Origin of the sequence: Pantoea sp. Lu_F5_004, assembly GCF_051136245.1 — a bacterium.
GTDB lineage: Bacteria > Pseudomonadota > Gammaproteobacteria > Enterobacterales > Enterobacteriaceae > Pantoea > Pantoea agglomerans.
In genome coordinates this window covers 2,239,736-2,265,341 of record NZ_CP194946.1, presented here as the reverse complement: position 1 = coordinate 2,265,341, position 25,606 = coordinate 2,239,736, and the positions used below count along the sequence as shown (strand labels likewise).

Genomic DNA, 25,606 nt, shown 5'->3' with positions numbered 1-25,606 from the left:
ATCTGCATCCGGCGGGGCGAAAGCAGGAACCAGGCGCAGAAAAGCCTGCCGGATGGCGCCGATTCGCTATAAGCTAATGCGCGATGGCGCAGGTCGCTCCGGATGACCTGCGGCGCTGAACACTTCAGAAGGATGTTACGTGAGGAAAATAGTTCTGTTATCCGCGTTGTTGTTGCTGGTCTCCGCCTGTTCTAACCGGGTCGGACACAGGCTGGACAGCAGTAATCTGCAGCAAATTCATGCCGGTCAGACCACCAAAGCCCAGCTGATCGCGCTGTTCGGTCAGCCTGACAGTGAAACGCCTTACCCGGACGGGCAGCGGTTGCTGAAGTGGACCTACAGCGAGGCGCGCACCCTGAATACCACCGAAGGGCAGACGCTGACCGTGCAGATGAAAAATGACAAAGTGCTGAACTATGCGCTGAGTAAAAGTTAATGCGCTGAGCAAACGTGAATCACGGCGGCGGCAGATCGCCACCGCGCATTCTGGTTACTGCCCGCCGCTCTGCTGTGCATCCCGGCTGTCGGGGCGCGGCTGAGCCAGACGGGCAAAATCGGATCCTGCCGGATGCTGATAAATCTGCAGCTCAAAGTGGCGGGCCATCGCGTAGATATACTCAAAGATCGCTGCCTGAGTATTTTCATAATCGGCCCAGAAAATAGAGGAGGTGAAGCAGTAGATCTCCACCGGCAATCCATCCGGCGACGGTTTCAGCGGTCGCACCACGATATACATCTCTTTCTGAATGTCGTCACGCTGCGCCAGCCAGGCGGTCAGGTATTTACGGAACACCATCAGATTCGTAATGCCGTTCTCCATAAACCAGCGGTCGCCCACGGCATTGATATCACGTCCATCCAGCAGCTCAGTGATCGATTCGCCAGCGAGGCGGATCTGGCTCATCGCCTGCAGCATCTCCTGATTCACAAAGGTGATCGACTTCTGATCAAGATAAAAGCTGCGCATGATGCGGCGTGCGCCCGAAGAGAACATCGCCTGCCAGTTGGTGTAGGTCTCGGTCAGGAAGTTCTTGGTCGGGATGCGCGAAATGGTGTTGTCCCAGTTGCGGATGGTGATGGTATGCAGGGCAATATCGATCACTTCACCACTGATATTTCTGTCCGGCATCTCAATCCAGTCGCCCAGTTGCAGCACATCGTTAGAGGAGAGCTGAATATTCGCCACCAGCGACAGCAGCGTATGCTGGAAGATCAGCATCAGCACCGCGGCGACCGCACCCAGCGAGGAGATGATAATCGCCGGTGACTTGTTGGACATAATCGCCAGAATCATGATCGCGGCGATAATATGCACCAGAATTTTGCCGATCTGGATATAGCCTTTGATCGAGTGATTCTTGCGTTTTGATTTGCGCGAATAGGAGTTGTTAACAATCTCCAGCACTTCGTTGAAGAAGATCGACAGATAGACAAAAAACAGGATGCCGCAGATGGTCTGAATCGCCACTTTCAGATTTTCAGGCAGGCCCGGCATAAACTGCAGGAAATTGTAGACCACAATCACCGGCACAAAATTTGACAGCTTCTGAGAGAGGCGGACATCTTTATCCAGCGGCACGCCCTTTTTGTGGCTGCTGAAAAAGACCTTCCTGATCACTTTGACGATGAAAAATTTGCAGATCAGGTGAGTGACCATCCCGGCCATAATCAGCAGCAACAGGCTGAAGCTGATCGAAAGTACCCTGTTTCCCTCAATAAAACTCATCAGACTCTGAATGTAATGCATGATAACCACGTGCAAAAAAGATAAGGGGCGAATTCAACCACAGCACGGGGACGGTTGTTAAGCGCCGAATGCGTTCAGGCTGAGCCGCACCGCTTTTTTTGCGTAACGGCGCGCTGGCAGTACCCTCCATCCTGCGGATTGTTACCTTCTCTGGTGCAACACTCAGATAAACGCCGCGCTGGCCGATAACAGCTTTATCTCCTCTGATATGAGCCTGCGGACATGCTTAAAAATCTCAAAATCACTCACGGTATCGCTGCTGTTCTGGTGGTCTTTGTGGCGTTACTGACCCTGACCGGATTTCTGTTCTACAACGGCGTCTCAAAAGCCGACAAAAACTTTGTGGCGGCAGAGCAGCTTACGCTGCAGCAGCAGCACCTGAGTGATGCGGTAAAAACCCTGATTAAAACCCGCGTCACCATCAACCGCGTGGCAATCCGTTTCCTGAAAAATCAGCAGGATCCAAAATCACTGGCAGCTATGGCTGCGCTGCTGGAGCAGGCTGGAAAGTCTGCTGCTGCTGCCGATGCGGACTTCAAAGCCTGGCAGGCGCTGCCGCGCAAAGAGGGCCAGGGTGAAGCCCAGGCGACGCAGGTGCAGACCGCCTACCAGCAGATGCGTGACACCATGCTGGCCTCCATTAACTTTCTGAAGCAGGGCAACTACGCGGGCTACGGCAACCTTGAAGCACAGGCGGCGCAGGACCAGCTCGACAGTGCCTATGAGGCCTGGCGTGCAGTGAACATCCAGCTGATGAAAGCGTCCTCGGAGCATAACCAGCGTAGCCTGACGGATGCGCTCTGGGCGCTGCTGACTATTGGCCTGATCACCGGCGTGATTGGGGTCGCGGTCTGGATTGGGCTGCAGAAATTGCTGATTGGCCCACTGGGCAGGCTGACCGGCCATATGCGCGCCATTTCGGGCGGTGATCTGACCTCCGATATTCAGCATGAAGGCCGCAATGAGATGGGCCTGCTGATTCAGGAACTGCAACAGATGCGCGATGCGCTGGTGGTGACCATTACCTCAGTCGATGACGCCACCCGCTCTATCTTTACCGGTGCAGCGGAAATCTCTGCGGGCAGCACCGATCTCTCTTCCCGTACCGAACAGCAGGCTGCCGCGCTGGAACAGACCGCAGCCAGTATGGAGCAGCTCACCTCAACGGTGAAACTCAACGCAGATAATGCGCAGCAGGCGACCACGGTAGCGAAAGAGGCTTCAGCCACGGCCCTGCAGGGTGGTGAGACTGTCGCCCGGGTCATCGCCAACATGGATCAGATCAGCGAAAGCTCGAATCAGATCGCCGGTATCATCGCCATTATCGACAGTATCGCCTTCCAGACCAATATTCTGGCGCTGAACGCCGCCGTTGAAGCCGCGCGTGCCGGTGAACAGGGTCGTGGATTTGCAGTGGTAGCGGGTGAAGTGCGCTCGCTGGCCGGACGCAGCGCCAGCGCTGCTCAGGAGATCCGGGGACTGATTGACCGCTCAGCTGAGCGAATTAAAACCGGTGCCGGTCATGCTTCTCAGGCGGGTGTCGCGATGGAGAGCATCGTGACGTCGGTAAGCCGCGTCACGCAGCTAATCGAAGAGATTGCGGCCTCCTCGACTGAACAGACCCGTGGCATTGAGCAGGTCTGCAAAGCAGTCTCGGAAATGGATGGTGTGACGCAGCAGAACGCCGCGCTGGTGGAGGAGTCCGCGACTGCCGCCGCCTCACTGGAAGAGCAGGCGAGCTACCTGCGTAAAACGGTATCGGTATTCAAAACCGGCACTCTGCAGGTGGCGTTCTCTGCTGCGCCGGTGGCGAAAGCCCTTGCCGTGCCAAAACTTCAGCCTGCCCGCCTGGCGGACAACGATAACTGGCAGACCTTCTGATAAAAAAAACCGCCCCAAGGGCGGTTTTTTATTTTGTGACGCGGCATGCGGTATCGTGCCGCTGACATCAGGCCGGGACGGACCGTGCCTTCTGGCTGCGTGACCAGACGCGATGCGCTTTCATCGCCTGAGTGAACTCAGACATCAGCGCGCTTTCCGCCGAGTCGCCCTGCACAATCCCTTCTTCCTGATCCGCATCTTCCAGACCGAACTGCGCTTTAAAGCGGCGCGCTTCGCCCACCAGACCAATCACCTTGAGGTGCTTGTAGGCTTCCAGCAGGAAGTAACGGGCATCGCCGCTCAGCAGCAGGGCATCGATATTGCCATCCGGCACCATCACCGCATCAAAGGTCAGAGAGGGCAGACCGGCGAACGTCGCATCGACCGGCAGCACTGAACCGTCATCGGCGCGCACCTGGCCCATATGCGGAGCCAGCAGTTTGGCGTGAACACCCACCGCTTTCAGCGCCTGCAAAATCGCCAGCACATCAGCCGCCTTCACACCATCGCTGAGCAGCAGTGCGACCTGGCGACCTTTGATCTCGCCATCCGGAATGGCGTAGAGGCTCAGGCTGTCATCTTTGGTCAGGCCATTCACCGGCGCAGGCGGCTGAATGTTGAGCTGCTCATCCGTCAGAGCGAGCCCCAGGTTATCCGCCACGCCCTGCGCCAGTTTAGTATCAATGCGTGCCAGATGATCCACCACACGCTCACGGATATAAGCACGCGCCACTTTACTCAGTTCAAACGAGTAGGCACCAATGATGTGCTGCTGCTCGACTTCAGTCTGGCTCAGCCAGAACAGGCGCGGCTGCGCATAATACTCACCAAATGAGGGGCTGCGCTCGCGCACTTTATGGCCCTCAATCCGCTCCTGATAGCTCTCGAAGCCGCCGCCTTCTGCAGCAGGTGGAGTTTCACGCGGCCAGTTATCGTTGATCGAGTTCGGCTCGTAGTTCGCCGGATTGGTGTCGATATCCTGACGATGCATGCCCTGACGCTGGAAGTTATGGTACGGGCAGGTCGGACGGTTGATCGGGATCTCATGGAAGTTCGGTCCGCCCAGACGACTGATTTGCGTATCGGTATAGGAGAACAGACGACCCTGCAGCAGCGGATCGTTGGAGAAATCGAGGCCCGGCACGATATGGCCTGGGTGGAACGCGACCTGCTCGGTTTCAGCAAAGAAGTTGTCCGGGTTACGGTTAAGTACCATCTTGCCGACAATCTCAACCGGCACCAGCGCTTCCGGGATCAGCTTGGTGGCATCCAGAATATCGAAGTCAAATTTGAACTCATCCTCTTCCGGGATCAGCTGCAGGCCCAGTTCATATTCCGGGAAATCACCCGCTTCAATGGCTTCCCACAGATCGCGGCGATGGAAATCGGGATCGCGACCGGTCAGTTTCTGTGACTCGTCCCACAGCAGCGACGCTTTACCGGCCACCGGCTTCCAGTGGAAACGGACAAAGGTCGCTTTACCTTCTGCGTTAATCAGGCGGAAGGTGTGAATACCAAAGCCTTCCATGGTGCGATAGCTGCGCGGAATACCCCGGTCAGACATCGCCCAGATAACGTTGTGCATGGTTTCCGGCTGCAGAGAGACGTAATCCCAGAAGGTGTCATGGGCGCTCTGGCCCTGCGGGATTTCGTTATGCGGTTCCGGCTTAACGGCATGCACAAAGTCAGGGAATTTATGCGCATCCTGAATAAAGAACACCGGCGTGTTGTTGCCCACCAGGTCAAAGACACCCTCTTCGGTGTAGAACTTGGCGGCGAAACCGCGAATGTCACGCACGGTATCAGCCGATCCGGCACCGCCCTGAACCGTGGAGAAACGCACGAAAACCGGCGTAGTCTGCTCGGGATCGCTGAGGAACTGCGCTTTGGTCAGATCTTTCAGGGAGCGGTAAGGCTGAAAATAGCCGTGTGCGGCAGAGCCACGGGCGTGAACGATACGTTCCGGGATACGCTCATGGTCAAAGTGCGTGATTTTCTCACGCATAATAAAGTCTTCCAGCAGCGTCGGACCGCGCGAACCGGCACGCAGTGAGTTTTGATCGTTGGCGATGCGTGTGCCCTGGTTGGTGGTGAGGGCGCGGTCGGTGCCGTTTTTGCGGCTGGCTTCAAGCTGGTCAAGTTTGGCGTTGTGCGTCTGAGGCGCTTTCAGGCTGCCGGGGGCGGTGGGTTGCTTACCTGGCGGGGTCGGTTCGGCTGGGGGCTGATGCGAACCATCCTTCGGTGCCAGTGAACCCAGGCCCGGCTCTGAGGATTCCGGACCGGTGGTGGGGGCGCGCTCGCTCAGGGGTTTCTTCTCTGTTTCTTTCGACATTAATCCATGCTCCAGCGGTTATTTTACTTTCGACGACACTAAATATAGAACAACCTGAACAATACTGAGGTTAAACCGGGCATTTAACTGCGACGACTGTGCCTTTTTTGTCCGCCTGAAATGCGCACTTATCTCTTAATGCAGATTACCGTTTCGCTTATTCATGCCTTGTGCCGTCTGGCTTAACGTCGTATCAGCCCGCGCCTGCTATATGGATAATGTGCTTTCAGAGGATGCAGAATCTGCCGCCGCAGGAGGCGTTCATGGCCTCATGCAGGGCGTTAAACGATTAATAAAATTAATGCTGGCGTTTGCTGCTTTTGGTTGAGATTAGAAATGTTATATCATAACATTTCATTTTGTAACGTTGACCGGGGTATCAGACTTTGATGAATCATGCAGGTAAATGGATTGGGCTACTGGGCGCACTGTTAGTCAGCCAGCCGTCGCTGGCACACGGCACGCATGCACATGGAAAACCGCTGTCAGCCCTGGAGCAGAAAGCGGCAGAAGGGGTTTTTGCTGACAGCGATGTGAAAGATCGTCCGCTCGCTGACTGGGATGGCCTGTGGCAGTCGGTTTATCCGCTGCTGCAAAGCGGCGAACTGGACCCGGTCTGGCAGAAGAAAGCGCAGCAGGATCACAGCAAAACGGCAGAGGAGTATAAAGCGTATTACCGCAAAGGCTACGCCACCGACGTCGATACCATCGGTATTGAAAATGGCGTGATGGAGTTCCACATCGGCGATCAGGTCAGCGCCTGCCACTACCGGTATGCGGGCCACAAAATCCTGACCTATACCTCAGGTAAAAAAGGGGTGCGCTACCTGTTTGAATGCCAGGACGCGGGCAGCAAAGCGCCGAAATATGTGCAGTTCAGCGATCACACCATCGGGCCGCGTAAATCTGCCCATTTCCATATCTTTATGGGCAACGATTCTCAGCAAGCCCTGCTGGCGGAGATGGATAACTGGCCGACCTATTATCCTTACCAGATGATGAACTCACAGGTCGTGGAGGAGATGCTGCATCACTGAGTGCGGGGCCGGTGTTAGATGCCACGCTGTTCAGGGCTCTTACGCAAGGATAGCGACTGGATTCATTTCCCCCGTCTGAGGAAATATAGATCCTTGAGTTAAGTTAACTCATGAGTTAACTTAACTCCAACGGAGGATCTATGTTTGAGATAACGATACACAAGGACGCGCTCACTGAAATTAAGGCAATGCCAGAGATGCTCCGGGCTAAGCTGGCCCGGCAAATAGATAAACTGGCTGCCCGTGGAACTGATTTGAGAGAGCCGGATACCAAACCGTTAGGGTCGGGTTTTTTTGAGCTCAGGGCAAAGGCCAATGAGATTGGGCGAGCGGTGTATGTTTACCAGAAAGGCAGACGTATTTTTATCCTGAAAGCTTTTTTGAAAGAGACAAAGAAAACGCCAGCAGCAGTCATGACGGCAGCGGCGCACCGTTTAGAGGAGATGTTAAACGATGAGTAAGAAATCAGTTGCGTGGAAGACGGCCCGCAAAGAAATTTTATCTGATCCGGCTGTTCGCGAACATTACGAGGCAGAAGTTCGGGCAGAGCACCTGCGCGAGCAGTTAGCCAAATGGCGGGAAAGCGCCGGAATGACCAGCGCTCAGGTCGCGGAGGCGCTCGGTGTCAGCCCGTCGGCAGTGTCACGCACCGAGCGTCGCGCAGATAAAGCCACAGTTGAAACACTCGCCCGCTATGCCCGTGCCTGTGGCGTTGAAAATCCCCAGATCTCTCTTTGATTGAGAGATGACGGCAGGTGCCAGAACAATGCTGGCCCTGCTATTTATCTTGCCTGCTATCAAGCAAACTTTCTTTCCGGTGCACACGCACCCCCTCCACGGGTTTTATCCCACCCAGGCCGGGCGGCGCGAGGCGGGTATACCCTTAACCACACGCTGATACGAATCCTCAACCAACTGCTGAATCAAGCCAGGCGAGAGGTCGTCACCGGGATAGGCCGTGATCCAGTGACGTTTATTCATATGATAACCGGCGGTGATCGAGGGATAGATCACCCGGTGCAGCTCCGCCTGCTGCGGCTCGCATTTCAGGGTGATAATCGGCACACCCCGCAGTTCGGTCAGCAGTAAAAACACTTTTCCACACACTTTATAGACCTGATGTTCCGGCCCGAATGGATAGCTGCATTCGGCGGCGGGCAGCCGCTCAGCCGCTTCAATGGCGATGCGCTGGATCTCATGACCCTGCATAGTGAGTCTCCCTGTGATTATTCAGCCTGAGTCTGCGGCCCGCGACTGGCTGGTCGCCAGGGGCCTGTTACACTTCTGATAAGCATAAATCAGGAGCAGACATGAAATTAGGCTTTGCATGTAAGTATCTCAACAGCGATGGCAAACAGTTTTTCCCGTTTCGCGCCACCACCCGTAAACGGTTTCTGAGTTTATCGCACGATGAACGTCATCAGCTGATCTATGAGATTACCGTCACTAACCTCAACAATCTCTACCTGACGCTTGAGCATCTGGCCACCTTACCTGAGCCACTCAGGATGATGCGCATCGGCAGCGATCTGTTACCGCTCTATACGGTCCCCGAGGCCACGCCACTGTTCACCGAATTTCTGCCCGAACTCTATCCGCTCTTTGCCCGCTGTGGCGAGCTGGCGCGGGCGCATCACATCCGGCTCTCATTCCATCCCGGACAATATACCGTGCTCGCCTCCGATAATCCCGATGTGGTGGTGCGTGCGCTGGAGGATGTGGAGTATCACACGCTCTGCGCCTGTCTGATGGGATATGGCAAGACCTTCCAGGATTTTAAAATCAACATTCATATGAACGGCAAGGCGGGATTCGACGGCTTTAAACGGTCATTTAATCAGCTCAGCCCGGAAGCGCGGCGGATGCTGACGGTGGAGAATGATGAGATCTCCTGCTCGCTGGATGACGTACTGCAGGCAGCACCGCTCTGTCCGGTGGTGCTGGATATTCACCATCACTGGGTAAAAGAGAGTGAGTTTATTCAGCCGGATGACGCGCGTGTTGCCAGGGCCATCGATTCGTGGCGCGGCGTGCGGCCGGTGCTGCACTATTCGATTTCGCAGGAGGGGATGATTCCGCAGCAGGGCTGGCCCGATCAGCAGCAGCTGGGCGTGAGTAAAAGCAAGCTGCGGGCGCACTCTGACTACTTCTTTAACCCGACGCTGAATGCATGGGCACTGTCGTTTCAGGATTTCGATATCATGTGCGAAGTGAAAATGAAGAATCTGGCGCGGGAACAACTCTACCAGTGGGGGATAACGCAGAAGCTGATCACTCATCCCCTGGCCGAAGAGACCAGGGAATCGGCGAACGTTAAATAATGGCCACACCGCCCGTTACGGCGATGGTCGCACCTGAAATGTAGCTGGCTTCATTACTGGCCAGCATCACATAGGTTGGCGCCAGTTCAGCAGGCTGACCGGCACGCTGCAGCGGCACTTCGCTGCCAAAGTTCTTCACCTGTTCAACCGGCATGGTCGACGGGATCAGTGGCGTCCAGATAGGGCCGGGCGCGACCGCATTGGCACGGATACCTTTTTCAGCCAGTAAGGCTGCCAGGCCGCCAGAGAAATTAACGATGGCGGCTTTGGTGGCGGAGTAGGCGAGCAGCTTTGGTTTCGGCTGGTCAGCATTGATCGAGGCCGTATTAATGATCGATCCACCAGCAGGCATATGCCGTGTTGCCGCTTTAGTGATGTAAAACATCGCGTAAAGGTTGGTCTTCATGGTCCGGTCAAACTCTTCGTCGCTGATCTCATCCAGCGATTCGCGCGTCATCTGATACGCCGCGTTGTTCACCAGAATATTAATCTCACCAAAGGCTTCGACGGCTTTATCGACCAGGGCGTTGCAGTGTGACGCCTCGGTAATATCGCCAGGCACCAGAACCGCTTTCTGTCCCGCTTCTTCAACCAGTCGGGCGGTATCCTGCGCATCCTCATGTTCATCAAGATAAGAGATCAGGACATCGGCCCCTTCCCGGGCAAAGGCAATGGCAACAGCCCGGCCAATGCCGGAATCGCCACCGGTAATAATGGCTTTTTTCCCCGCCAGGCGGCCGGAGCCCTGATAACTCTGCTCGCCGTGATCGGGCTGAGGCTGCATAGCCGCGGTTTTACCCGGTGGCGTTTGTTGCTGTTCGGCAAAAGGGGGTTGCGGGCGTTGAGTCGATGACATGAATATTCCTCCATAAAAATCCGTTAGCGTAAAACAGCCGGTCTGGCTCACACCGCGCGGTGTGGCCCAGACCGGCTCGCCTGTGCCAGTTAAGGCTTCGGTGACGTAATGCCGTCAATCTGCTCAGACTGCGCACCAGAACCGGGACGGGCATTGCCGAGCAGCGGCTCATCGCCCAGCATATCTGGCTGCTGTTTCGCGCTGAACTGACCATGGCCATCGTAAGCCGGGCCACTGCTCCAGCGACCTTCCGGCAGCGGTTTATCCAGCGAGGTATTCAGGCAGTAGTAAGAGTGCTCCTGCGCCTCATGTTCCTGCGGGAAGCTGTTCGGGATCGGCAGCGACGCGTTCAGTCCGCCCATCTCTTCGATCACCGCCAGCCACTGCTGCTGGTGCATAGTGTCACGGGCGATCAGGAAGGAGAGGAAGTCCTTCATGCCCTTGTCTTCCGTCATGTTGTAGAGGCGGGTAGCCAGTACGCGGCCCGTGGCTTCTGCGGTGACGTTAGCCAGCATATCGGCCGCCACGTTGCCGGACGCATAGATATGACTCATATCAAAAGGCACGCCGTTGGCGTTAACCGGCATCGCTGCCAGACCGGAAGAGAGGATATGGCGCGGGTTCATTCCGCCCAGAATCGCATTAACCACCGGATCTTTCGCTGACGCTTCCTGGTAAGAGAGCGGGGCGCCTTCAAGGTTAAGCGCCACGGCGTAGCCCAGCATCTCGATATGGCTAAGCTCTTCGGTGGCGGTCGAGATCAGCAGATCACGAATCCGCACATCACCGCGCGCGCCCATCGCCTGGAAAAAGTATTGCATCGCTACACGAATCTCACCTTCGACGCCGCCGATGGCCTGCTGGAGCAGCATGGCAAATTCTGGATCGGGTTTTTCTACACGAACCGGGAATTGAAGTTTTGATGAATGATGAAACATGATTATTTTCCTCGTCTGTGTTTGCAGTGGATGCAGAAAAAGCCTGGACACAGATATCGGATAAATAAAGCGAAACGAGAGCATTTAATCGGAATTTCAGGTTGAATAAGTGGCGAAAATGGTGAATTTCCGAGCTATATCTGGTCCGGCGGGGCAGGCAATCTTAGCGGTGAGAAGGGGACAAGTGATTCAGTGCAGGAGAAATAAAAAAAGCCCCATAACAGGGGCTGATTCCGGACGGGAAAAGCATCCATGCTAATTCGCGTTCCCTCATAACAGACACAGATTTTTAGCTGTCGCTGGTCGCCGAAGCGCGCTGCAGAACATGTTCAAGCGCCTGACGGTAAATATCCTGCTTAACCACGTCACGCTCACTCTCCAGGCGGTGAATCAGGCCCAGCACAATGTCTTTATCGGAGACATGGGTTTTCGCATGGGCGAGTTCGGCATGGACTGCGGCAATAACCTGTTTTTCAGTGGTCAGCGCTGTGCCAGAGTTCATGAAGTAATCAGAAATCTGAGACTCTGTATTCATCGTTGTTTGCATGTCAGGCCTCATAAGAAATGGGGGGAAGAACGCGTCGATTCAGATCCGGTAACCGGCTGACGCAAAAAAAATGCATCTGAAGGTGGAAATCCACAACACCTTCAGATGCGGTGCAAAGCACCTTTCGTTACAAGTGATTTAACATCACGAGACAAAGTTATACAAGAATCGCAAAGTTGTACAATGAAATTTGACAAAATTTAACTGGTCGGTGATGTATTTCAAAAGTATGTTTAAAGTGAAAAAAGAGGTTTTCGATGGTTAATTGAATAAATACAGCGGGTTGGTGAGGTTTTCAGAGGGCGGCGATTTTCAGACCAGCAGGCTGGAAATTATGCTGACGACACATCAACACGTTAAAACCGCTTTTTTCCGCAGATTTCAGCCAAAGTTGTACAGGTTTCAACGCTGGAAAAGTGGCGGGTGCGATTGTGCTGCTGCAATCCTGGCCGTCTGACAGGCCATGCCGCATAATTCACTTCCCACGCCTGATGCAGAAGGCTAAGGTTGACCCCTTATTTATCACAAGGAAATGATCATGGTTCACGACTATTTCGCAATTCCGCCTGCGGGCATGACTCAGGAACAACATAAACGTTCGGTCGCTGTGGCTGCTGCTCTGTCAGTGGCAAAAGAGTCCGTCAGCGCCTCCACCTCGGCAACCGGCTCAAAAACCGCCTGGGATCTGCAGGCCGTGGCGAATGAAGTTGCTAATCTGGCCGACGCGATTCAGGATGCGCTGGAGAGTGACAGCGAGGTGTAAATACTAACCGGTATCGTCTGAGGCTGCTGCGGAGGCGGTGCAGGGGAGGACGGTGGCAGCGTTCAGGAGCCGATAAAGTCCGGCAATCGGACGCTGCCGGAAAGTCCGCTTATTCCATTGCGGGTGGCTCATATTTAATATACTGACGCAGGGCATCATGGATAGCCTGGTTATTGCCCTCTTCCAGACCGCGTTCGGCATACTCTTTCGCCAGCGCCGCCAGTACATCGTCAAACTTCCCTTTGTAATTGAGATTATTCAGCGCAATTTGCTGACCGAGTATCGCTTTTAATACCGTAGTCTCAACCGTTAACTGCGCAACTGCCTCTTCCAGATGTTTGATTCGATCGTCGTCTGCCATAACCCCTCCATGCTTAAAAAAAGCAGAATAACCAGCCCGCCCGTAATATTCAAACCTCTCCGAATGCCAGAGAAGTGTTGTCAGATTTTCCTTAAGTAAAAATAATCAGCCGGTGAATTTATAAGATTCTTTACTGTAAGAAGAAATCGACGCTATTCCTGCGGTGCGGCGAAAGTAACCCGTTTCCGCTTACTCTGACGGCAATGCGAAAAAACGTTTAAAAAAAAGTGCATTACCATCAACCCTTTCGCTTAAAGATGTCCCATCTCACTTGATTAAAAGGGGGATTAGCTATTACTGTGTTTATATACAGTAATCTGAAAAAGGAGCGAAATTATGGAATTCATTAAACCTGCGGACATTCGTGCCGTTATGCCTTTACCGCTATATATCGAACGTGTGCCGTGCGGATTTCCATCCCCGGCGCAGGATTATGTCGAACAACGCATTGATCTCAATGCGCTGATGGTCCGGCACCCCAGCGCCACCTATTTTGTCCGGGTCAGCGGCGAGTCAATGATTGAGGCGGGCATCAATGATGGTGACATGCTGGTGGTCGACAGTTCACTCACCGCCTCACACGGCGATATTGTGGTCGCCGCGGTCGAAGGTGAATTCACCGTTAAACGTCTCCAGCTTCATCCCTGCCTGCAACTGATGCCGATGAATACCAAATTTAAACCGATCGCTATCCAGACCGAAGATGCGCTGGAAGTGTTTGGCGTTGTAACCTTTGTTATTAAAGCGACCCACTGACCATGTTCGCGCTGGTCGATGTGAACTGCTTTTACGCGTCGTGTGAAACCGTTTTCCGGCCTGACCTTAAAGGTAAACCGGTAGTAGTGCTGTCGAACAACGACGGCTGCGTGATTGCGCGCAGCGCCGAGGCAAAGAAAGCCGGCATCAAAATGGGCGCGCCCTATTTTAAAATGCGTGAAGAACTAACGCGTCACGCGGTGCAGGTTTTCAGCTCAAATTATGCGCTCTACGCCGACATGAGCCATCGGGTGATGACCATACTGGAAGAGATGGCGCCGTCGGTGGAGATCTACTCAATCGACGAGGCCTTTATGGATCTCACCGGCGTGCAGAACTGTATGGCGCTGGAGACCTTTGGCCATCAGGTCAGAGAACGAATAGGCAAAGAGACCCATCTGACCGTGGGCGTCGGCATTGCCCAGACTAAAACGCTGGCCAAGCTGGCGAATTTTGCGGCCAAAAAGTGGAGCAAAACCGGCGGCATTGTCGACCTGTCGAACCCTGAACGACAAAAAAAGCTGCTGGCGCTGATTGATGTGGCGGAAGTCTGGGGCGTGGGTCATCGGATCGGCAAACGGCTCAACGCTATGGGCGTTATGACGGCAAAAGATCTGGCCGATCAAAGCACCGAGGCCATCCGCAAACAGTTCAGCGTCGTGCTGGAGCGCACTGTCAGAGAGCTGCGTGGCGAATCCTGTCTGGAGCTGGAGTCAGTGACGCCGGTAAAACAGCAAATTATGTGTTCGCGTTCGTTTGGCAGCCGTATCTCCGACTACGGTCAGATGCGCGAAGCCGTCTGCGCGTATGCCGGGCGCGCGGCGGAGAAGCTGCGCCGTGAGAATCAATATTGCCGTCAGGTAGGGGTATTTGTGCGCACCAGTCCGCATGCGACTGACGAACCCTTTTATGGCAATCAGTCGATGGAGCAGTTGCTGATTCCGACGCAGGACACACGCGACATCATCAGAGTTGCCATGGCCTGTCTGGATAATATCTGGATTGAGGGACATCGCTATATGAAGGCGGGCATCGTGCTGGGGGATTTTTTCAGCCAGGGCGTGGCTCAGTTTGATCTGTTTGACGAACATCAGCCACGCCGCAACAGCGAAGAGCTGATGAAGCTGATCGACACAGTCAACAAGCTCGGCAGCGGGAAGCTGTGGTTTGCCGGACAGGGGATAAACAAAGCCTGGTCGATGAAACGCGAGATGCTGTCGCCTGCCTATACCACCCGGATAACCGATCTGCCTGTGGTTGCGCTTAAGTGAACGCTGACCCGATGCTCCTCTGCTGCTGAAGCCGCGGCCTCTGCTAAAAGCTTTTTTTATCACGCGATTAAAGTGGCAGGAAGTTATGCTTTGCCTGACCCGATGAGTAGTTTTTCATCGGGTACTTTAAGAAAATTACCAAGTAAATATAATGGATTTCAGGCAGTTTGAAGCCAGAGTGATGCTCTGGCCCGCAATACATTTCACAGCAATCATAAAATCCCGCCATCATGACGAATATGAGATTTATGCGATCGACGATAACAGCAATATAAAAACCCGACTCTTTCTATGTTTTGCTGACAATGAAAACCACGCCAGCCTGCTTATTAAGCAATTTACGTTATGGCTGATAAAAATAAACGCGCTGAAGCGCAGCCAGCAGCGGGAAAAAGGCCGCACAGAGACAACATCCTTATCTGAATGAACCGCGTCCGGCTTGCACCGCAGACCAGACTGCGGCTGGTCAGACAGCGGCGAATCATATTAACGCGTCCGGGAAATAACGGGCCGTCTGCGCGTGACGGGCGACGGACGGCCTATCTTGTTACCCGCGCCTGGGATAGAATCGCCATTGATTTTGACAGCAACACACCCCCCAGGCCGGTAACAATGACCACGACAGCCACAACGTATAAAAACAAAGAGCGGGGACGCCCCAGAGAGTTCGGGATCGAACAGGCTCTGGATCACGCCATGATCGTTTTCCGGCAAAAAGGTTATCACGCGGCCTCAATGAACGATCTGGGTGAGGCGATGCATCTCTCCGCAGGCAGCATCTATAAGGCGTTTAAAGATAAGCGCTCGCTCTTCCTGCTGGTATTCGAACGCTATCTGTTGCTGAGAAATAGTGAGTTGCGCCGTCGTCTGGCACCCTGTGCCAGCGGGCGGGGGAAAATAACCGAGCTATTGCAGTTTTACCTGGATTCGGCACGTGCCACAGAGGGTCGTTGCGGCTGTCTGGTCGTCGCCAGCGCGATTGCGCTGCAGACGATGGATCAGCCACTCGCGCAGCGCATTGATGAGGTCGTTCAGCGTAATCAGCGCTTCCTGGTCTCGCTGCTGGAGCTGGGGCAACAGGATGGATCTATCGATAACACGCTGGACAGCGAGGCGGCAGCCGGTTTAATTCTCTGCATTGCTTTTGGATTGCGGGTGGCAGGTAAGATCAGCGATGTGACTAACGAAGAAAAGACGCTGGCGCTGGCATTGAAAGTACTGGGGTAACCAGGCAAGACCGCTCGATCAGTAAACAGATTTCCCGGACCAGGGCTTCCAGACAGAGAAATTCTGCACTCTCCTTTCCCCTCATCTGATTATGTGCCAGGCTTTCACGCTTTATCCTGTAGCGAAGAAAATTAAGGCGCGTTTCGTGAAAACCTCAATCATACTGACACTTGTGGCAGCCATTGGCTGTTCTGTTTTTGCCGCCCGTGGTGGGTTTGAAACCCCTACAGCGAAACATCCAAAAACGCTGCAGGTGACTGAAAACGGGGAGCCGCTGACGCGCTGACCGTAACGGCAGGTGGGGAGAGGCCGACGATGGCCGGTTAACGGCCAGACCGCAGGCTGATGAGTGCAGAGTAATGGCACTCATCAATGGGTGTCTGGCCGTTTCAGGCCGTGACGGGAGCCAGGTGCAGAGCATTGCAATTCACGTACTGGTCACGTTCTGGCCGACATGCACTATTCCACTGCCACGCTGCCACGCTTCCACTGCCACGCTGTCCCGGCGTCTCTGTCCGAGAGGCCAGGCGCGCGCCCGGCACCCAAAATAAACAGCAATGACCCGCCCATAACTAACGATAATCTTTAAGATTAACCGGTGCCTGTCCGGTCTCGACCAGCCAGTTTAATTCCGCACGGTCGCGCGTTGAGGATTCGATAAAACCTTTGAGCCAGTTCCGCGCATCGGCAATCTGCGTGACCCGCTCATCGTTGCGCTCCTGTTCGGCCATGTCGCTCAACTGGCGAATCAGTGCTACCAGCGTAATTTCCTGTTCGTCAAATGCCAGATTAATTGCAGCTTCACCAAGAATCATATGACCGGTTGTTTTGTCGTGATAAACCATCTGCACCCTCCTGATTAAGTAGCGATATAAAGAGTCTAGTTAAAGGCGCTCCGGACTAAAAGGTGGGAAACAGCAGGGCGCTGTGATTAAAATTTACCGAAAATAAAGTGAACCTTTAAGCGAGGCGGTAAACCACTCATATCAAAGTATAAAAGCTGGCCGAGGTTATTCTTCAGAAATAAACTGAGCTATTATGCTGGTTAAAAACACGGTGAGTTGCCGGAAATTCAGATAAGGGCGGGGCGGCGAATGTCGTTATCAGATTATTATCTGCACGACTACCCGCACGGTTGCCTGTCATATTATTGCCACGCCGCAGCAGATATTTCTGATTTGAAAACTACCGGGGAATAAAACCAGGCCTGTGTGCCACTTCGTGGCCAGGCGCAGACAAAAATAAAGCCGCCCATGGGCGGCTTTATACATCGGGCAACAGCGATCGGGTTATTTCTTCGGTACTTCAGAGACCGCTTTGACGTCCGCTTTATTAATCTGCTGCTTCACGCCATTTGCATCGGTATAAGCCAGCAGGCCGGCATCCGATTCAGAAGGCTTGCCATCACTAATAATGGTGCGTCCATCGTTAGTCTGAATCGCATAACTGGTACGGGTGCAGCCGGTTAATACGGTCATACCAATCAATGCGGCGAGAGGTAAAATCAGCGCTTTTTTCATCTTATTCACCTTATATTAGTTGTCGAGTTCACTCATGTTACTGATCTCGTTACGATTGATCTGCTCAGTTTTTCCTGTCTGAGCATCGCGGTAAGAAACCAGACCAGTATCTGAATCAATCTGCGGTTTGCCATCGGTGACAATCGTGCGGCCATCGGTGGTCTTAATCGACTGGTTTGAGGCACAACCTGCCAGCGTACCTAAAGTGAGAGCCAGCAACGCGACGGCTGACAGGGATTTCATTTTCATTTTCATTTTTTCTGCTCCATGAAGTATATCCGAACGTTTACAGCATAGTCGGCTTTATCAGGTTTGCTGGCTCTGCCGCGTCTCGCTGCCTGTTTTTTAAACAAAACCGGAGTGTATGGTGCTGATTAGGGGGCATGGCGGCGTGAAATAGCATTTATTGCAAATGTACCCAGCCGTTCTGTGCCATTTCAGCAGAGGATGCGCTGTATCAAAATAAGATCGATGCTGAGGCGGGAAATAAGCCCGGCAGCCAGAGCGGATATTTCCGTAGAAGCCGGAATAGCTGTGCGGAAATAGTCAGCATCGGGGTGAATGTCTGGCGGGATTCACAGGTCCGATACCTTGAAGGCTATCGGACCTGTGGAGAAGGGGATCAGAGGATGGAGTCTTCGCCCGCTTTGGCGGCCGCTTTTTCTGCTTTCATGGCGCTGACCGGGTCTGATGCGCTCAGCCAGCGGTCAAATTTCTGGTAGGTGTCGATAAAGGTTTTAAAGTAGCTGCTGGCGATGGTGGCATTCTCTTTGTGGTTCATAAACGCCACTGCCAGCTTAAATGCATCTTCGTTATCAAATTTCATGTTTGTCTTCCTCGCTTAAGATCTATAGAGCGTAGCTGAGAACGCGGCCTGTGCATTCAGACAACCGTCTGAAAAGGCGCAATAATTCAGCCTGACTGACAGCATCTGCCAGATTGGCGTGGATTCCCACTTACTTCGTGCGCAATCCTTCTTATAATGCCAGCTTCACTCGTGAAGGAGACCCGCTTATGTTGAAAGGATTAACCGTTGCCGCGGTGCTACTGCTGTCAGGCTGTAGCCTGATGCATAAACAGCCGCCGTCGCCGCAGACCCTGCACTATCGCTGCGGAACCATGCCCCTGACCGTGACGCTGGACGAGGCGCAGCAGCAGGTCAGTTTCATCATGGATGGGCAGCCTCTGACGCTGAAGCAGACGGTATCCGCTTCCGGCGCACGCTACAGCGATAATACCTATGTGTTCTGGTCCAAAGGAAACGGCGCTTTTATCGAACGTAACGATAAAATTGTCGTGAATGATTGTGAGCTGCAACCTGCCAGCTGACTTGTTATCTGAATAGGCGAGCATTATGAGCGACAGCGAAACGCTACACACCATTGCCCATCTGCGGCGTGAATATACCCGCGGCGGATTGCGTCGTAAGGATCTGCCGGACGATCCGATCACGCTGTTTGAACAGTGGCTAAGCCAGGCCTGCGAGGCAAAACTGCCCGATCCTACCGCCATGACCGTGGCAACCGTAGATGAGCAGGGCCAGCCGTGGCAGCGTATCGTGCTGCTGAAGCACTACGATGCGCAGGGCATGGTGTTTTACACCAACCTCGGTAGCCGTAAGGCGCTGCAGCTGGCACACAATCCGCGCATCTCTCTGCACTTCCCGTGGCACTATCTGGAGCGTCAGGTGATGGTGCTGGGTGAAGTGGAGAAACTGTCGCCCCTCGAGGTGCTGAAATATTTCCACAGTCGTCCGCGCGACAGTCAGATTGGTGCCTGGGTGTCGAAGCAGTCGAGCCGTATTTCGGCACGCGGTATTCTGGAAGGAAAGTTCCTGGAGCTTAAACAGAAGTTCCAGCAGGGCGAAGTGCCGCTGCCCAGCTTCTGGGGTGGCTACCGGGTGAAATTTCACACGATGGAGTTCTGGCAGGGTGGCGAACATCGTCTGCACGATCGTTTCATCTATCAGCGCGATCACGACGGCTGGAAAATCGACCGTCTGGCACCCTGAATCTGCGCGATTCGCCCCTATCAGCGCTGGCACAGAAAGCGTCAGCGCTTTATGCTATAACCCTGATTTTTTTCGATTCCGCAACTCAGCGGAAAGCTGTGTACCAGCATAGGTGCAGTCTGATCAATTTGGAGTCAGTAATGACCAGCAGTAACCTGATACAACAATTGCAGGAGAGGGGCCTAATCGCCCAGGTGACGGATGAAGACGCGTTAACAGAGAAACTGGCGCAGGGGCCAATTTCGCTCTATTGCGGCTTTGACCCCACTGCTGACAGCTTGCACTTGGGCCATCTGGTACCGCTGCTCTGCCTGAAGCGTTTTCAGGATGCCGGCCACAAGCCGGTGGCGCTGGTCGGTGGTGCAACCGGCCTGATTGGCGACCCGAGCTTCAAAGCCGCAGAGCGTAAACTTAATACCAGTGAAACCGTCAACGAATGGGTTGAAAAGATCCGCCAGCAGGTGGCGCCATTCCTCGACTTCGATTGCGGCAGCAACAGCGCTATCGCTGCCAACAACTACGACTGGTTTGGCGGCATGAACGTGCTGACCTTCCTGCGTGATATCGGCAAGCACTTCTCCGTTAACCAGATGATCAATAAAGAAGCGGTGAAGCAGCGTCTGAACCGTGACGATCAGGGCATCTCCTTTACCGAGTTCTCCTATAATCTGCTGCAGGGCTATGACTTCGCCTGCCTGAACGAGCTGCACGGTGTGTCGCTGCAGATTGGCGGTTCTGATCAGTGGGGCAACATCACCTCCGGTATCGATCTGACCCGTCGTCTGCATCAGAATCAGGTCTTTGGCCTGACCGTTCCGCTGATCACCAAGTCTGACGGCACCAAATTCGGTAAAACTGAAGGCGGCGCTGTCTGGCTGGATGCGAAGAAAACCAGCCCGTACAAGTTCTATCAGTTCTGGATCAACACCGCGGATGCTGACGTCTATCGCTTCCTGAAGTTCTTCACCTTCCTGAGCATGGAAGAGATCAACGCGCTGGAAGAAGAAGACAAAAACAGCGGCACCGCGCCACGTGCGCAGTACGTGCTGGCTGAGCAGGTGACGCGTCTGGTACATGGCGAAGCGGGTCTGTCGGCGGCGAAACGCATTACTGCCAGCCTCTTCTCCGGATCCGTGAGCGAAATGACCGAAGCCGATTTTGAACAGCTGGCGCAGGATGGTATGCCAACCATCGTGCTGGGCGCTGACGATGATCTGCAACAGGCGCTGGTAAAAGCAGAGCTGGTGCCGTCCCGTGGCCAGGCGCGCACCATGATCGGCTCCAATGCCGTTTCACTGAACGGTGAAAAGCAGTCCGATGCGGAGTACCGCTTCAGCGACAGTGACAAACTGTTTAACCGCTATACGCTGCTGCGTCGCGGCAAGAAACATTACTGCCTGATTAACTGGCAGTAAGATTTCAGGGCCGGTTTCCGGCCCTTTTTTATGGCAAGGCAGGACAGGGCAAACAAGTGAAAAATATTTTAGCGATTCAGTCGCACGTTGTTTTTGGTCACGCTGGTAACGCGGCGGCTGAGTTTCCGATGCGCCGTATGGGGGCAAACGTCTGGCCGCTGAATACCGTGCAGTTTTCCAACCATACGCAATATGGCCACTGGACCGGCACGGTGATGCCTGCAACGCATTTAACCGACATTGTTAAAGGCATTGCTGACATCGACCGCCTGAAGACCTGTGACGCGGTCCTGAGCGGTTATCTGGGCTCGGCAGAGCAGGGCGAGCAGATTCTGCAGATTGTCCGTCAGGTCAAAGCGGCCAACCCGAATGCCTGGTACTTCTGCGATCCGGTCATGGGTCATCCGGAGAAAGGCTGCATCGTGGCACCGGGTGTGGCGGAGTTTCACTGCAAAATGGCGATGCCTGCCAGCGATATTATCGCCCCGAACCTGCTTGAACTGGAGATGCTGAGCGAACGCACCGTCACGGACGTCGACGCGGCGGTAGACGCTGCGCGGGCGCTGATTGCCCAGGGACCACGCGTGGTGCTGGTGAAGCATCTGGCGCGTGCGGGTCGTCGCAGCGATCGCTTTGAAATGTTGCTGGTGACGGCTGAAGATGCCTGGCACATCAGCCGTCCGCTGGTCGATTTCGGTGTCCGTCAGCCGGTCGGCGTGGGCGATCTCACCAGCGGTCTGCTGCTGGTTAATCTGTTGCATGGCAAATCATTGCAGGATGCGCTGGAGCATGTCACCGCAGCGGTGTACGAGGTGATGCTGAAAACCCATCAGATGGGCGAATATGAACTGCAGCTGGTGGCGGCACAGGATGCCATCGCCACGCCGACGCAGCACTTCGCGGCAGAAAAACTGTAACGCATCAGGGCCGGTTAGCGTGAGCCTGCGCAGGGAACACGGTCAGATTCAGTGAACAGGGCCGGATAACCGGCCCTGTTCACTCAGGCTAAGCCTTCCGCTTTAAGCGCCGCCTGCACCGCAGGACGTTCCGCGACACGATCAAACCATGCGCCCAGCGCCGTAAAGCCGGATAAATCCAGTCCCAATGCTTTTGCCCAGCGCGTCACCACAAACAGATAGGCATCCGCCACGCTGAAATGCAGCCCCATCAGCCACTGTTTGTCGCGCAGTGACTCATCGACATAGCGGAATTTTGCTTCCAGCTGGCTGCGGGTCTGCGCTTTCACCTCATCGGAGTAACCTGGGCGAAACAGGGGACCAAAGCTTTTATGCAGCTCACTGCCGATGTAGCTGAGCCACTCCACAGTGTGATAACGCGTCAGGCTGCCAACCGGTGCCAGCAGATGGCGATCGGGCTTCAGATCCGCCAGGTACTGAACAATGGCGACGCCTTCTGTCAGCACAGAACCGTCGCTGAGCTGCAGCGCGGGCACCTGACCTTTAGGATTGATTTGGCGGAAGTCATCGCCCCGTTCAGTGATTTTTGTGGCCAGATCAACGCTCACCTGAGTGAAGTCGAGTCCGCATTCACGCATAACAATATGGGGTGAGAGAGAGCAGGCACCCGCTTTGCAAAACAGTTTCATGACCAGGTACTCCTTGTTGCAATGGGATAATTGCATAGTAAAGAGTCAAAGCGGGATTACCAGTGACAAAGATCAGGGATCTGCGAAGGGCGTTGCGGCAAGCCATAAAAAAAGCCGGGCAGAGCCCGGCTTAGCTGAAGTGCAGCGTGAATTACGCCTGCACGTTATTTTTTTCGCGTCCGGATCCTGCGCCATGCGGTTCAGCATCGGCGCCGTAATCAGCATCAGCAGGGCGATCACCGCCGTCACGATACCAATCTGCTGGAATACGCGGCTGTAGGTCGCCAGCGAAATCAGTGGATCGGTAACGTTTTCAGGCACGGCCATCAGGTTTGCCACTTTACCGGCAATCACTGCCGCGCCAGCGGTAGTCAGGAACCAGGAACCCATGATAAAGCCCATCAGACGCTGAGGCACCAGCTGTGCCACCATCGCCAGGCCGAGGCCAGAGATCATCAGCTCACCGATACTCTGCAGCGCATAGCTCAGGATCAGCCAGTTAACGGAAACGATACCGGCATCGCTGGCGAACTTCGCACCCACCGGCAGCACCAGGAACGCAGCGGAGCAGAGCACCATACCAAAGGCAAACTTGTGCGGCATCGGCAGTTTATCGCCCAGCTTGTTATAGAGCGCCGCCAGCAGCGGACTGGCCAGCATAATCCAGAACGGGTTCAGCGCCTGGAACTGCTCGGGGGCAAAAGTAATGCCGAGAATGGTGTGCTCAACGTTGCGGATAGCAAAGAAGTTGAGTGACGTTGGCATCTGCATATAAAGCACGAAGAACAGAATCGCTTCGACCATCAGCAGGAAGGCAACAATCATCTTACGACGTGCCGCACCCTGCAGTGCAAAGGCCTCTTTAGCAAACACCAGCACGATACCCAGGGCAATCACCGCCAGCACCAGTCGTGCGATAGACTGGTGATGCAGCATCCAGTTGGCCAGTGCAATCAGTACGACGATGCCGACCAGCGTCATCAGCAGTTTTCCGACCTGCAACGGCGCGAAATCGGGTTTAGAACCGTAGTCCTTAACCATGCGTTTGCAGAACAGGAAGTTAAACAGGGTGATGATCAGACCGATAACGCACAGTGAGAAGGCTACGCTATAACCATATTTCGCCGCTAACCACGGTGTCAGCATCATTGAGAAGAGTGAACCGATGTTGATCGACATATAGAACATGGTGAAAGCGCCGTCGAGACGCGGGTCATCTTTGTCATAGCAGGTAGAGAGCAGCGAAGAGGGATTTGCCTTAAACAGGCCGCTACCCACCGCGATGGTCGCCATACCGATGTAGACAATGCTGACGTTATGACCGGAGAATGCCACCAGCGCATAGCCCAGCGCCAGCACCAGGACACCCAGCACGATGACGCGTTTGGTACCCAGCACCTTATCACCGAGCCAGCCGCCAATCGCGACCAGACCATACACCAGCGCACTGAATGAAGAGAACAGGGTAATGGAGTCTGATTCAGACAACCCCAGTTGCTTCACCAGGTAAACCGCCATAATGGCCTGCAGGCCATAGAAGCCAAAACGTTCCCATAACTCAATCGAGAAGATTAAGTAGAACGCCTTCGGCTGTTTAAACGCATTGAGACTGACAGCCTCATCAGTGTGTTTGTTTGCAGTTGACACATGTACCTCAGTTTTTTCATACCCTGTTTCGGGACAGGAATTAAGTCCGCGTCATGTGAGTTTTCCATGCGCAAGATTGTTATTAGAAGGGAAAAGCGGCGACTAATTTGGCTGATTACGGGCGGCAGGGCAAGAATTTTCTGACAACCCACCCGACCCTGAAATGTTGGGTTAAAAAACTTATAGCAAACTGTTAATTGGTTTTTAATTTTGAGTGTGGTGAAAATAGCAGTGCATAAGCGCTGGATAAGCGCCTTGCACTGGAGAGTATTAACATTAACTGCTAATGCGAGGTTAACCAGATAAATAGTTCGCTGAATGATAATCAGGCAGCACTAACGGCAGGTTGCTGATTAATTCACAGTCAATCTGCCGAATTATCGGACATTACACGCCCGGCATTGCCGGAAAAAACGTCAAATGATGATCCTGTGCACAAACAGATGATTTATTTCAGAAAGGAAAAAAAGAAACCGGTTGCGTCGTCTCGTCTGACGCGGGAGCTGAGGGTGCTCGCAGACGCTGGCAAGATAAAAATCAGCTCAGTCTGCCGGTGAAAAGCTGCCCGTGCGTGTTAAAAAACCTGTCACGATAATCTGCTTTCAGCTCACCCTCGACAGAAAATTAACATTACTGTAACCTCTCAATTTCCCCGAGAAGGATCTGTTTATGTCGTCCCCCCTGCGCTTATCCCTGGTTGGTGACTACCGCGCCGATGCGGTTGCCCATCAGGCTATCCCCCTTGCTATTGAACGTGCTGCCCGCTGGCTGAATATCACCGCTGAAGCGGAGTGGATCGCCACTGACCGACTGGATGAGTCAGAACTGCAACTCAGCGATGCCGTCTGGGTGGTGCCCGGTAGCCCCTATCGAAATGATGCCGGCGTGTTTGATACACTTCGCTGGGTGCGTGAAACCGGAAAGCCTTTTCTTGGCTCCTGCGGCGGCTTCCAGTATGCGCTGATCGAGTATGCGCGCAACGTACTGGGCTGGCAGGATGCCAGTCATGCCGAGACGGACACCGGGGGGAGAATGGTGATTGCCCCGCTGAGCTGCTCGCTGGTGGAACAGCGCGGCGCGGTGAGGTTCGAACCCGGGTCACGCATTGCCAGAGCCTACGGCGTGCTGGAGAGCGATGAAGGTTATCACTGTAACTTCGGTGTTAACCCGGAATTCAGTGCAGCGCTGGGCGATAATACGCTGCGCATTACTGCCTGGGACAACGCGGGCGATGTGCGTGGCGTTGAGCTACCGGATCATCCATTTTATGTCGCCACGCTGTTTCAGTCGGAACGCGCCGCACTGCAGGACAAAGATTCTCCGCTGGTGATTGCCTGGATGCAGGCGGCGCTGGCGCAACGCTAAACGCG

Annotated in this window: 29 protein-coding genes and 1 pseudogene; 17 read left to right on the top strand and 13 right to left on the bottom strand. The window is 54.2% G+C overall.

Features of this window, described 5'->3' with window-relative positions; genetic code table 11:
• Positions 1-139: 139 nt before the first annotated feature.
• A complete protein-coding gene (locus ACR8BN_RS10475) occupies positions 140-436 on the top strand; it encodes a hypothetical protein (protein WP_434746897.1) in 297 nt (98 codons plus the stop codon).
• 54 nt (positions 437-490) lie between these two features.
• Here the strand turns inward: ACR8BN_RS10475 and ACR8BN_RS10470 are convergent, their stop codons facing one another.
• The gene (locus tag ACR8BN_RS10470) at positions 491-1,747 is read right to left on the bottom strand and encodes a mechanosensitive ion channel family protein (protein WP_010245507.1); all 1,257 of its coding nucleotides are present in this window, start codon (positions 1,745-1,747) and stop codon (positions 491-493) included.
• Between the two features lie 222 nt (positions 1,748-1,969).
• Between ACR8BN_RS10470 and ACR8BN_RS10465 the strand changes: the two genes are divergently transcribed.
• Positions 1,970-3,628 (top strand): methyl-accepting chemotaxis protein, encoded by a 1,659-nt coding sequence (locus ACR8BN_RS10465; RefSeq protein WP_425021624.1) that lies wholly within the window; start codon positions 1,970-1,972, stop codon positions 3,626-3,628.
• Positions 3,629-3,695: 67 nt separating this feature from the next.
• Here ACR8BN_RS10465 and katE read toward each other — a convergent pair whose 3' ends face one another.
• The gene (gene katE / locus ACR8BN_RS10460; protein WP_137227611.1) at positions 3,696-5,960 is read right to left on the bottom strand and encodes a catalase HPII; all 2,265 of its coding nucleotides are present in this window, start codon (positions 5,958-5,960) and stop codon (positions 3,696-3,698) included.
• 389 nt (positions 5,961-6,349) lie between these two features.
• Here katE and zinT point away from each other — a divergent pair, with 389 nt between their 5' ends.
• The 3 genes from zinT (at position 6,350) to ACR8BN_RS10445 (ending at position 7,735) form a co-directional block, all read left to right on the top strand.
• Entirely contained in the window at positions 6,350-6,997 is a 648-nt protein-coding gene (gene zinT, locus ACR8BN_RS10455) for a metal-binding protein ZinT (protein ID WP_022625726.1), read from the top strand.
• Between the two features lie 140 nt (positions 6,998-7,137).
• Positions 7,138-7,458 carry a type II toxin-antitoxin system RelE/ParE family toxin gene (locus ACR8BN_RS10450; RefSeq protein ID WP_137227612.1) on the top strand — a complete coding sequence of 107 codons (321 nt, stop codon included), beginning with the start codon at positions 7,138-7,140 and terminating at the stop codon, positions 7,456-7,458.
• Positions 7,451-7,735 (top strand): helix-turn-helix domain-containing protein, encoded by a 285-nt coding sequence (locus tag ACR8BN_RS10445; protein WP_064704402.1) that lies wholly within the window; start codon positions 7,451-7,453, stop codon positions 7,733-7,735. The genes ACR8BN_RS10450 and ACR8BN_RS10445 overlap by 8 nt, the downstream gene beginning before the upstream one ends.
• 105 nt (positions 7,736-7,840) lie before the next feature.
• Here ACR8BN_RS10445 and ACR8BN_RS10440 read toward each other — a convergent pair whose 3' ends face one another.
• On the bottom strand, positions 7,841-8,206 hold the full coding sequence (locus ACR8BN_RS10440; RefSeq protein WP_010245482.1) for an MmcQ/YjbR family DNA-binding protein: 366 nt from the start codon (positions 8,204-8,206) through the stop codon (positions 7,841-7,843).
• Between the two features lie 101 nt (positions 8,207-8,307).
• Here ACR8BN_RS10440 and ACR8BN_RS10435 point away from each other — a divergent pair, with 101 nt between their 5' ends.
• Positions 8,308-9,318 (top strand): UV damage endonuclease UvsE, encoded by a 1,011-nt coding sequence (locus ACR8BN_RS10435; RefSeq protein ID WP_064704401.1) that lies wholly within the window; start codon positions 8,308-8,310, stop codon positions 9,316-9,318.
• On the opposite strand, the gene ACR8BN_RS10430 is transcribed toward ACR8BN_RS10435, so the two are convergent.
• The 3 genes from ACR8BN_RS10430 to ACR8BN_RS10420 form a co-directional block, all read right to left on the bottom strand.
• The gene (locus ACR8BN_RS10430; protein ID WP_434746896.1) at positions 9,311-10,174 is read right to left on the bottom strand and encodes an SDR family oxidoreductase; all 864 of its coding nucleotides are present in this window, start codon (positions 10,172-10,174) and stop codon (positions 9,311-9,313) included. The two genes, ACR8BN_RS10435 and ACR8BN_RS10430, sit on opposite strands and share 8 nt — an antisense overlap.
• Before the next feature lie 89 nt (positions 10,175-10,263).
• Entirely contained in the window at positions 10,264-11,112 is an 849-nt protein-coding gene (locus tag ACR8BN_RS10425) for a manganese catalase family protein (RefSeq protein ID WP_031591488.1), read from the bottom strand.
• Positions 11,113-11,401: 289 nt separating this feature from the next.
• Positions 11,402-11,659 (bottom strand): biofilm development regulator YmgB/AriR family protein, encoded by a 258-nt coding sequence (locus ACR8BN_RS10420; protein ID WP_022625723.1) that lies wholly within the window; start codon positions 11,657-11,659, stop codon positions 11,402-11,404.
• A 538-nt stretch (positions 11,660-12,197) separates the two neighbouring features.
• Between ACR8BN_RS10420 and ACR8BN_RS10415 the strand changes: the two genes are divergently transcribed.
• The gene (locus tag ACR8BN_RS10415) at positions 12,198-12,422 is read left to right on the top strand and encodes a hypothetical protein (protein WP_010245468.1); all 225 of its coding nucleotides are present in this window, start codon (positions 12,198-12,200) and stop codon (positions 12,420-12,422) included.
• Between the two features lie 109 nt (positions 12,423-12,531).
• Here ACR8BN_RS10415 and ACR8BN_RS10410 read toward each other — a convergent pair whose 3' ends face one another.
• Positions 12,532-12,783 carry a hypothetical protein gene (locus ACR8BN_RS10410; protein ID WP_033779254.1) on the bottom strand — a complete coding sequence of 84 codons (252 nt, stop codon included), beginning with the start codon at positions 12,781-12,783 and terminating at the stop codon, positions 12,532-12,534.
• Between the two features lie 336 nt (positions 12,784-13,119).
• On the opposite strand from ACR8BN_RS10410, the gene umuD reads away from it, so the two are divergent.
• The 5 genes from umuD to ACR8BN_RS10385 all read left to right on the top strand — a co-directional run bounded on the left by umuD (position 13,120) and on the right by ACR8BN_RS10385 (position 16,323).
• The gene (gene umuD, locus ACR8BN_RS10405) at positions 13,120-13,539 is read left to right on the top strand and encodes a translesion error-prone DNA polymerase V autoproteolytic subunit (RefSeq protein ID WP_031591483.1); all 420 of its coding nucleotides are present in this window, start codon (positions 13,120-13,122) and stop codon (positions 13,537-13,539) included.
• A gap of 2 nt (positions 13,540-13,541) precedes the next feature.
• Positions 13,542-14,810: a translesion error-prone DNA polymerase V subunit UmuC gene (gene umuC, locus ACR8BN_RS10400; RefSeq protein WP_109654322.1), complete on the top strand. Its 1,269-nt coding sequence runs from the start codon at positions 13,542-13,544 to the stop codon at positions 14,808-14,810.
• Between the two features lie 151 nt (positions 14,811-14,961).
• Entirely contained in the window at positions 14,962-15,237 is a 276-nt protein-coding gene (locus ACR8BN_RS10395; RefSeq protein WP_033767133.1) for a hypothetical protein, read from the top strand.
• 185 nt (positions 15,238-15,422) lie between these two features.
• Positions 15,423-16,037, top strand: coding sequence for a TetR/AcrR family transcriptional regulator (locus ACR8BN_RS10390; RefSeq protein WP_124889934.1), 615 nt, complete (start codon positions 15,423-15,425; stop codon positions 16,035-16,037).
• A gap of 145 nt (positions 16,038-16,182) precedes the next feature.
• On the top strand, positions 16,183-16,323 hold the full coding sequence (locus ACR8BN_RS10385) for a hypothetical protein (RefSeq protein WP_237164958.1): 141 nt from the start codon (positions 16,183-16,185) through the stop codon (positions 16,321-16,323).
• Positions 16,324-16,609: 286 nt separating this feature from the next.
• Here the strand turns inward: ACR8BN_RS10385 and ACR8BN_RS10380 are convergent, their stop codons facing one another.
• The 4 genes from ACR8BN_RS10380 to ACR8BN_RS10365 form a co-directional block, all read right to left on the bottom strand.
• Positions 16,610-16,882: a hypothetical protein gene (locus ACR8BN_RS10380; RefSeq protein ID WP_064704398.1), complete on the bottom strand. Its 273-nt coding sequence runs from the start codon at positions 16,880-16,882 to the stop codon at positions 16,610-16,612.
• Between the two features lie 444 nt (positions 16,883-17,326).
• Entirely contained in the window at positions 17,327-17,557 is a 231-nt protein-coding gene (locus ACR8BN_RS10375; protein WP_010245445.1) for a YgdI/YgdR family lipoprotein, read from the bottom strand.
• 15 nt (positions 17,558-17,572) lie between these two features.
• Entirely contained in the window at positions 17,573-17,806 is a 234-nt protein-coding gene (locus ACR8BN_RS10370) for a YgdI/YgdR family lipoprotein (protein ID WP_039391948.1), read from the bottom strand.
• A 373-nt stretch (positions 17,807-18,179) separates the two neighbouring features.
• Positions 18,180-18,383 (bottom strand): hypothetical protein, encoded by a 204-nt coding sequence (locus ACR8BN_RS10365; protein WP_003848989.1) that lies wholly within the window; start codon positions 18,381-18,383, stop codon positions 18,180-18,182.
• A gap of 188 nt (positions 18,384-18,571) precedes the next feature.
• Here ACR8BN_RS10365 and ACR8BN_RS10360 point away from each other — a divergent pair, with 188 nt between their 5' ends.
• The 4 genes from ACR8BN_RS10360 (at position 18,572) to pdxY (ending at position 21,900) form a co-directional block, all read left to right on the top strand.
• On the top strand, positions 18,572-18,886 hold the full coding sequence (locus ACR8BN_RS10360) for an MliC family protein (RefSeq protein ID WP_010245432.1): 315 nt from the start codon (positions 18,572-18,574) through the stop codon (positions 18,884-18,886).
• 25 nt (positions 18,887-18,911) lie between these two features.
• Entirely contained in the window at positions 18,912-19,568 is a 657-nt protein-coding gene (gene pdxH, locus ACR8BN_RS10355; RefSeq protein WP_311977016.1) for a pyridoxamine 5'-phosphate oxidase, read from the top strand.
• Between the two features lie 140 nt (positions 19,569-19,708).
• Positions 19,709-20,983: a tyrosine--tRNA ligase gene (gene tyrS / locus ACR8BN_RS10350; protein ID WP_010245429.1), complete on the top strand. Its 1,275-nt coding sequence runs from the start codon at positions 19,709-19,711 to the stop codon at positions 20,981-20,983.
• A 56-nt stretch (positions 20,984-21,039) separates the two neighbouring features.
• On the top strand, positions 21,040-21,900 hold the full coding sequence (pdxY, locus tag ACR8BN_RS10345; protein ID WP_010245428.1) for a pyridoxal kinase PdxY: 861 nt from the start codon (positions 21,040-21,042) through the stop codon (positions 21,898-21,900).
• An 83-nt stretch (positions 21,901-21,983) separates the two neighbouring features.
• Here the strand turns inward: pdxY and gstA are convergent, their stop codons facing one another.
• Complete coding sequence (gene gstA / locus ACR8BN_RS10340) at positions 21,984-22,589, bottom strand: glutathione transferase GstA (protein WP_033757533.1); 606 nt, start codon at positions 22,587-22,589, stop codon at positions 21,984-21,986.
• A gap of 168 nt (positions 22,590-22,757) precedes the next feature.
• Positions 22,758-24,236, bottom strand: a pseudogene (gene dtpA, locus ACR8BN_RS10335) (dipeptide/tripeptide permease DtpA); the annotation flags it as partial.
• 669 nt (positions 24,237-24,905) lie between these two features.
• Here dtpA and ACR8BN_RS10330 point away from each other — a divergent pair.
• Positions 24,906-25,601, top strand: coding sequence for a CTP synthase C-terminal region-related (seleno)protein (locus tag ACR8BN_RS10330; RefSeq protein ID WP_039391880.1), 696 nt, complete (start codon positions 24,906-24,908; stop codon positions 25,599-25,601).
• Positions 25,602-25,606: the final 5 nt, after the last annotated feature.

Bases quoted from the DNA above. Each gene is read 5' to 3' on its own strand.
- ACR8BN_RS10470 (WP_010245507.1), bottom strand. From the start codon at position 1,747: ATGCATTACATTCAGAGTCTGATGAGTTTTATTGAGGGAAACAGGGTA.
- ACR8BN_RS10465 (WP_425021624.1), top strand. From the start codon at position 1,970: ATGCTTAAAAATCTCAAAATCACTCACGGTATCGCTGCTGTTCTGGTG.
- katE (WP_137227611.1), bottom strand. From the start codon at position 5,960: ATGTCGAAAGAAACAGAGAAGAAACCCCTGAGCGAGCGCGCCCCCACC.
- zinT (WP_022625726.1), top strand. From the start codon at position 6,350: ATGAATCATGCAGGTAAATGGATTGGGCTACTGGGCGCACTGTTAGTC.
- ACR8BN_RS10450 (WP_137227612.1), top strand. From the start codon at position 7,138: ATGTTTGAGATAACGATACACAAGGACGCGCTCACTGAAATTAAGGCA.
- ACR8BN_RS10445 (WP_064704402.1), top strand. From the start codon at position 7,451: ATGAGTAAGAAATCAGTTGCGTGGAAGACGGCCCGCAAAGAAATTTTA.
- ACR8BN_RS10440 (WP_010245482.1), bottom strand. From the start codon at position 8,206: ATGCAGGGTCATGAGATCCAGCGCATCGCCATTGAAGCGGCTGAGCGG.
- ACR8BN_RS10435 (WP_064704401.1), top strand. From the start codon at position 8,308: ATGAAATTAGGCTTTGCATGTAAGTATCTCAACAGCGATGGCAAACAG.
- ACR8BN_RS10430 (WP_434746896.1), bottom strand. From the start codon at position 10,174: ATGTCATCGACTCAACGCCCGCAACCCCCTTTTGCCGAACAGCAACAA.
- ACR8BN_RS10425 (WP_031591488.1), bottom strand. From the start codon at position 11,112: ATGTTTCATCATTCATCAAAACTTCAATTCCCGGTTCGTGTAGAAAAA.
- ACR8BN_RS10420 (WP_022625723.1), bottom strand. From the start codon at position 11,659: ATGCAAACAACGATGAATACAGAGTCTCAGATTTCTGATTACTTCATG.
- ACR8BN_RS10415 (WP_010245468.1), top strand. From the start codon at position 12,198: ATGGTTCACGACTATTTCGCAATTCCGCCTGCGGGCATGACTCAGGAA.
- ACR8BN_RS10410 (WP_033779254.1), bottom strand. From the start codon at position 12,783: ATGGCAGACGACGATCGAATCAAACATCTGGAAGAGGCAGTTGCGCAG.
- umuD (WP_031591483.1), top strand. From the start codon at position 13,120: ATGGAATTCATTAAACCTGCGGACATTCGTGCCGTTATGCCTTTACCG.
- umuC (WP_109654322.1), top strand. From the start codon at position 13,542: ATGTTCGCGCTGGTCGATGTGAACTGCTTTTACGCGTCGTGTGAAACC.
- ACR8BN_RS10395 (WP_033767133.1), top strand. From the start codon at position 14,962: ATGGATTTCAGGCAGTTTGAAGCCAGAGTGATGCTCTGGCCCGCAATA.
- ACR8BN_RS10390 (WP_124889934.1), top strand. From the start codon at position 15,423: ATGACCACGACAGCCACAACGTATAAAAACAAAGAGCGGGGACGCCCC.
- ACR8BN_RS10380 (WP_064704398.1), bottom strand. From the start codon at position 16,882: ATGGTTTATCACGACAAAACAACCGGTCATATGATTCTTGGTGAAGCT.
- ACR8BN_RS10375 (WP_010245445.1), bottom strand. From the start codon at position 17,557: ATGAAAAAAGCGCTGATTTTACCTCTCGCCGCATTGATTGGTATGACC.
- ACR8BN_RS10370 (WP_039391948.1), bottom strand. From the start codon at position 17,806: ATGAAAATGAAATCCCTGTCAGCCGTCGCGTTGCTGGCTCTCACTTTA.
- ACR8BN_RS10365 (WP_003848989.1), bottom strand. From the start codon at position 18,383: ATGAAATTTGATAACGAAGATGCATTTAAGCTGGCAGTGGCGTTTATG.
- ACR8BN_RS10360 (WP_010245432.1), top strand. From the start codon at position 18,572: ATGTTGAAAGGATTAACCGTTGCCGCGGTGCTACTGCTGTCAGGCTGT.
- pdxH (WP_311977016.1), top strand. From the start codon at position 18,912: ATGAGCGACAGCGAAACGCTACACACCATTGCCCATCTGCGGCGTGAA.
- tyrS (WP_010245429.1), top strand. From the start codon at position 19,709: ATGACCAGCAGTAACCTGATACAACAATTGCAGGAGAGGGGCCTAATC.
- gstA (WP_033757533.1), bottom strand. From the start codon at position 22,589: ATGAAACTGTTTTGCAAAGCGGGTGCCTGCTCTCTCTCACCCCATATT.
- ACR8BN_RS10330 (WP_039391880.1), top strand. From the start codon at position 24,906: ATGTCGTCCCCCCTGCGCTTATCCCTGGTTGGTGACTACCGCGCCGAT.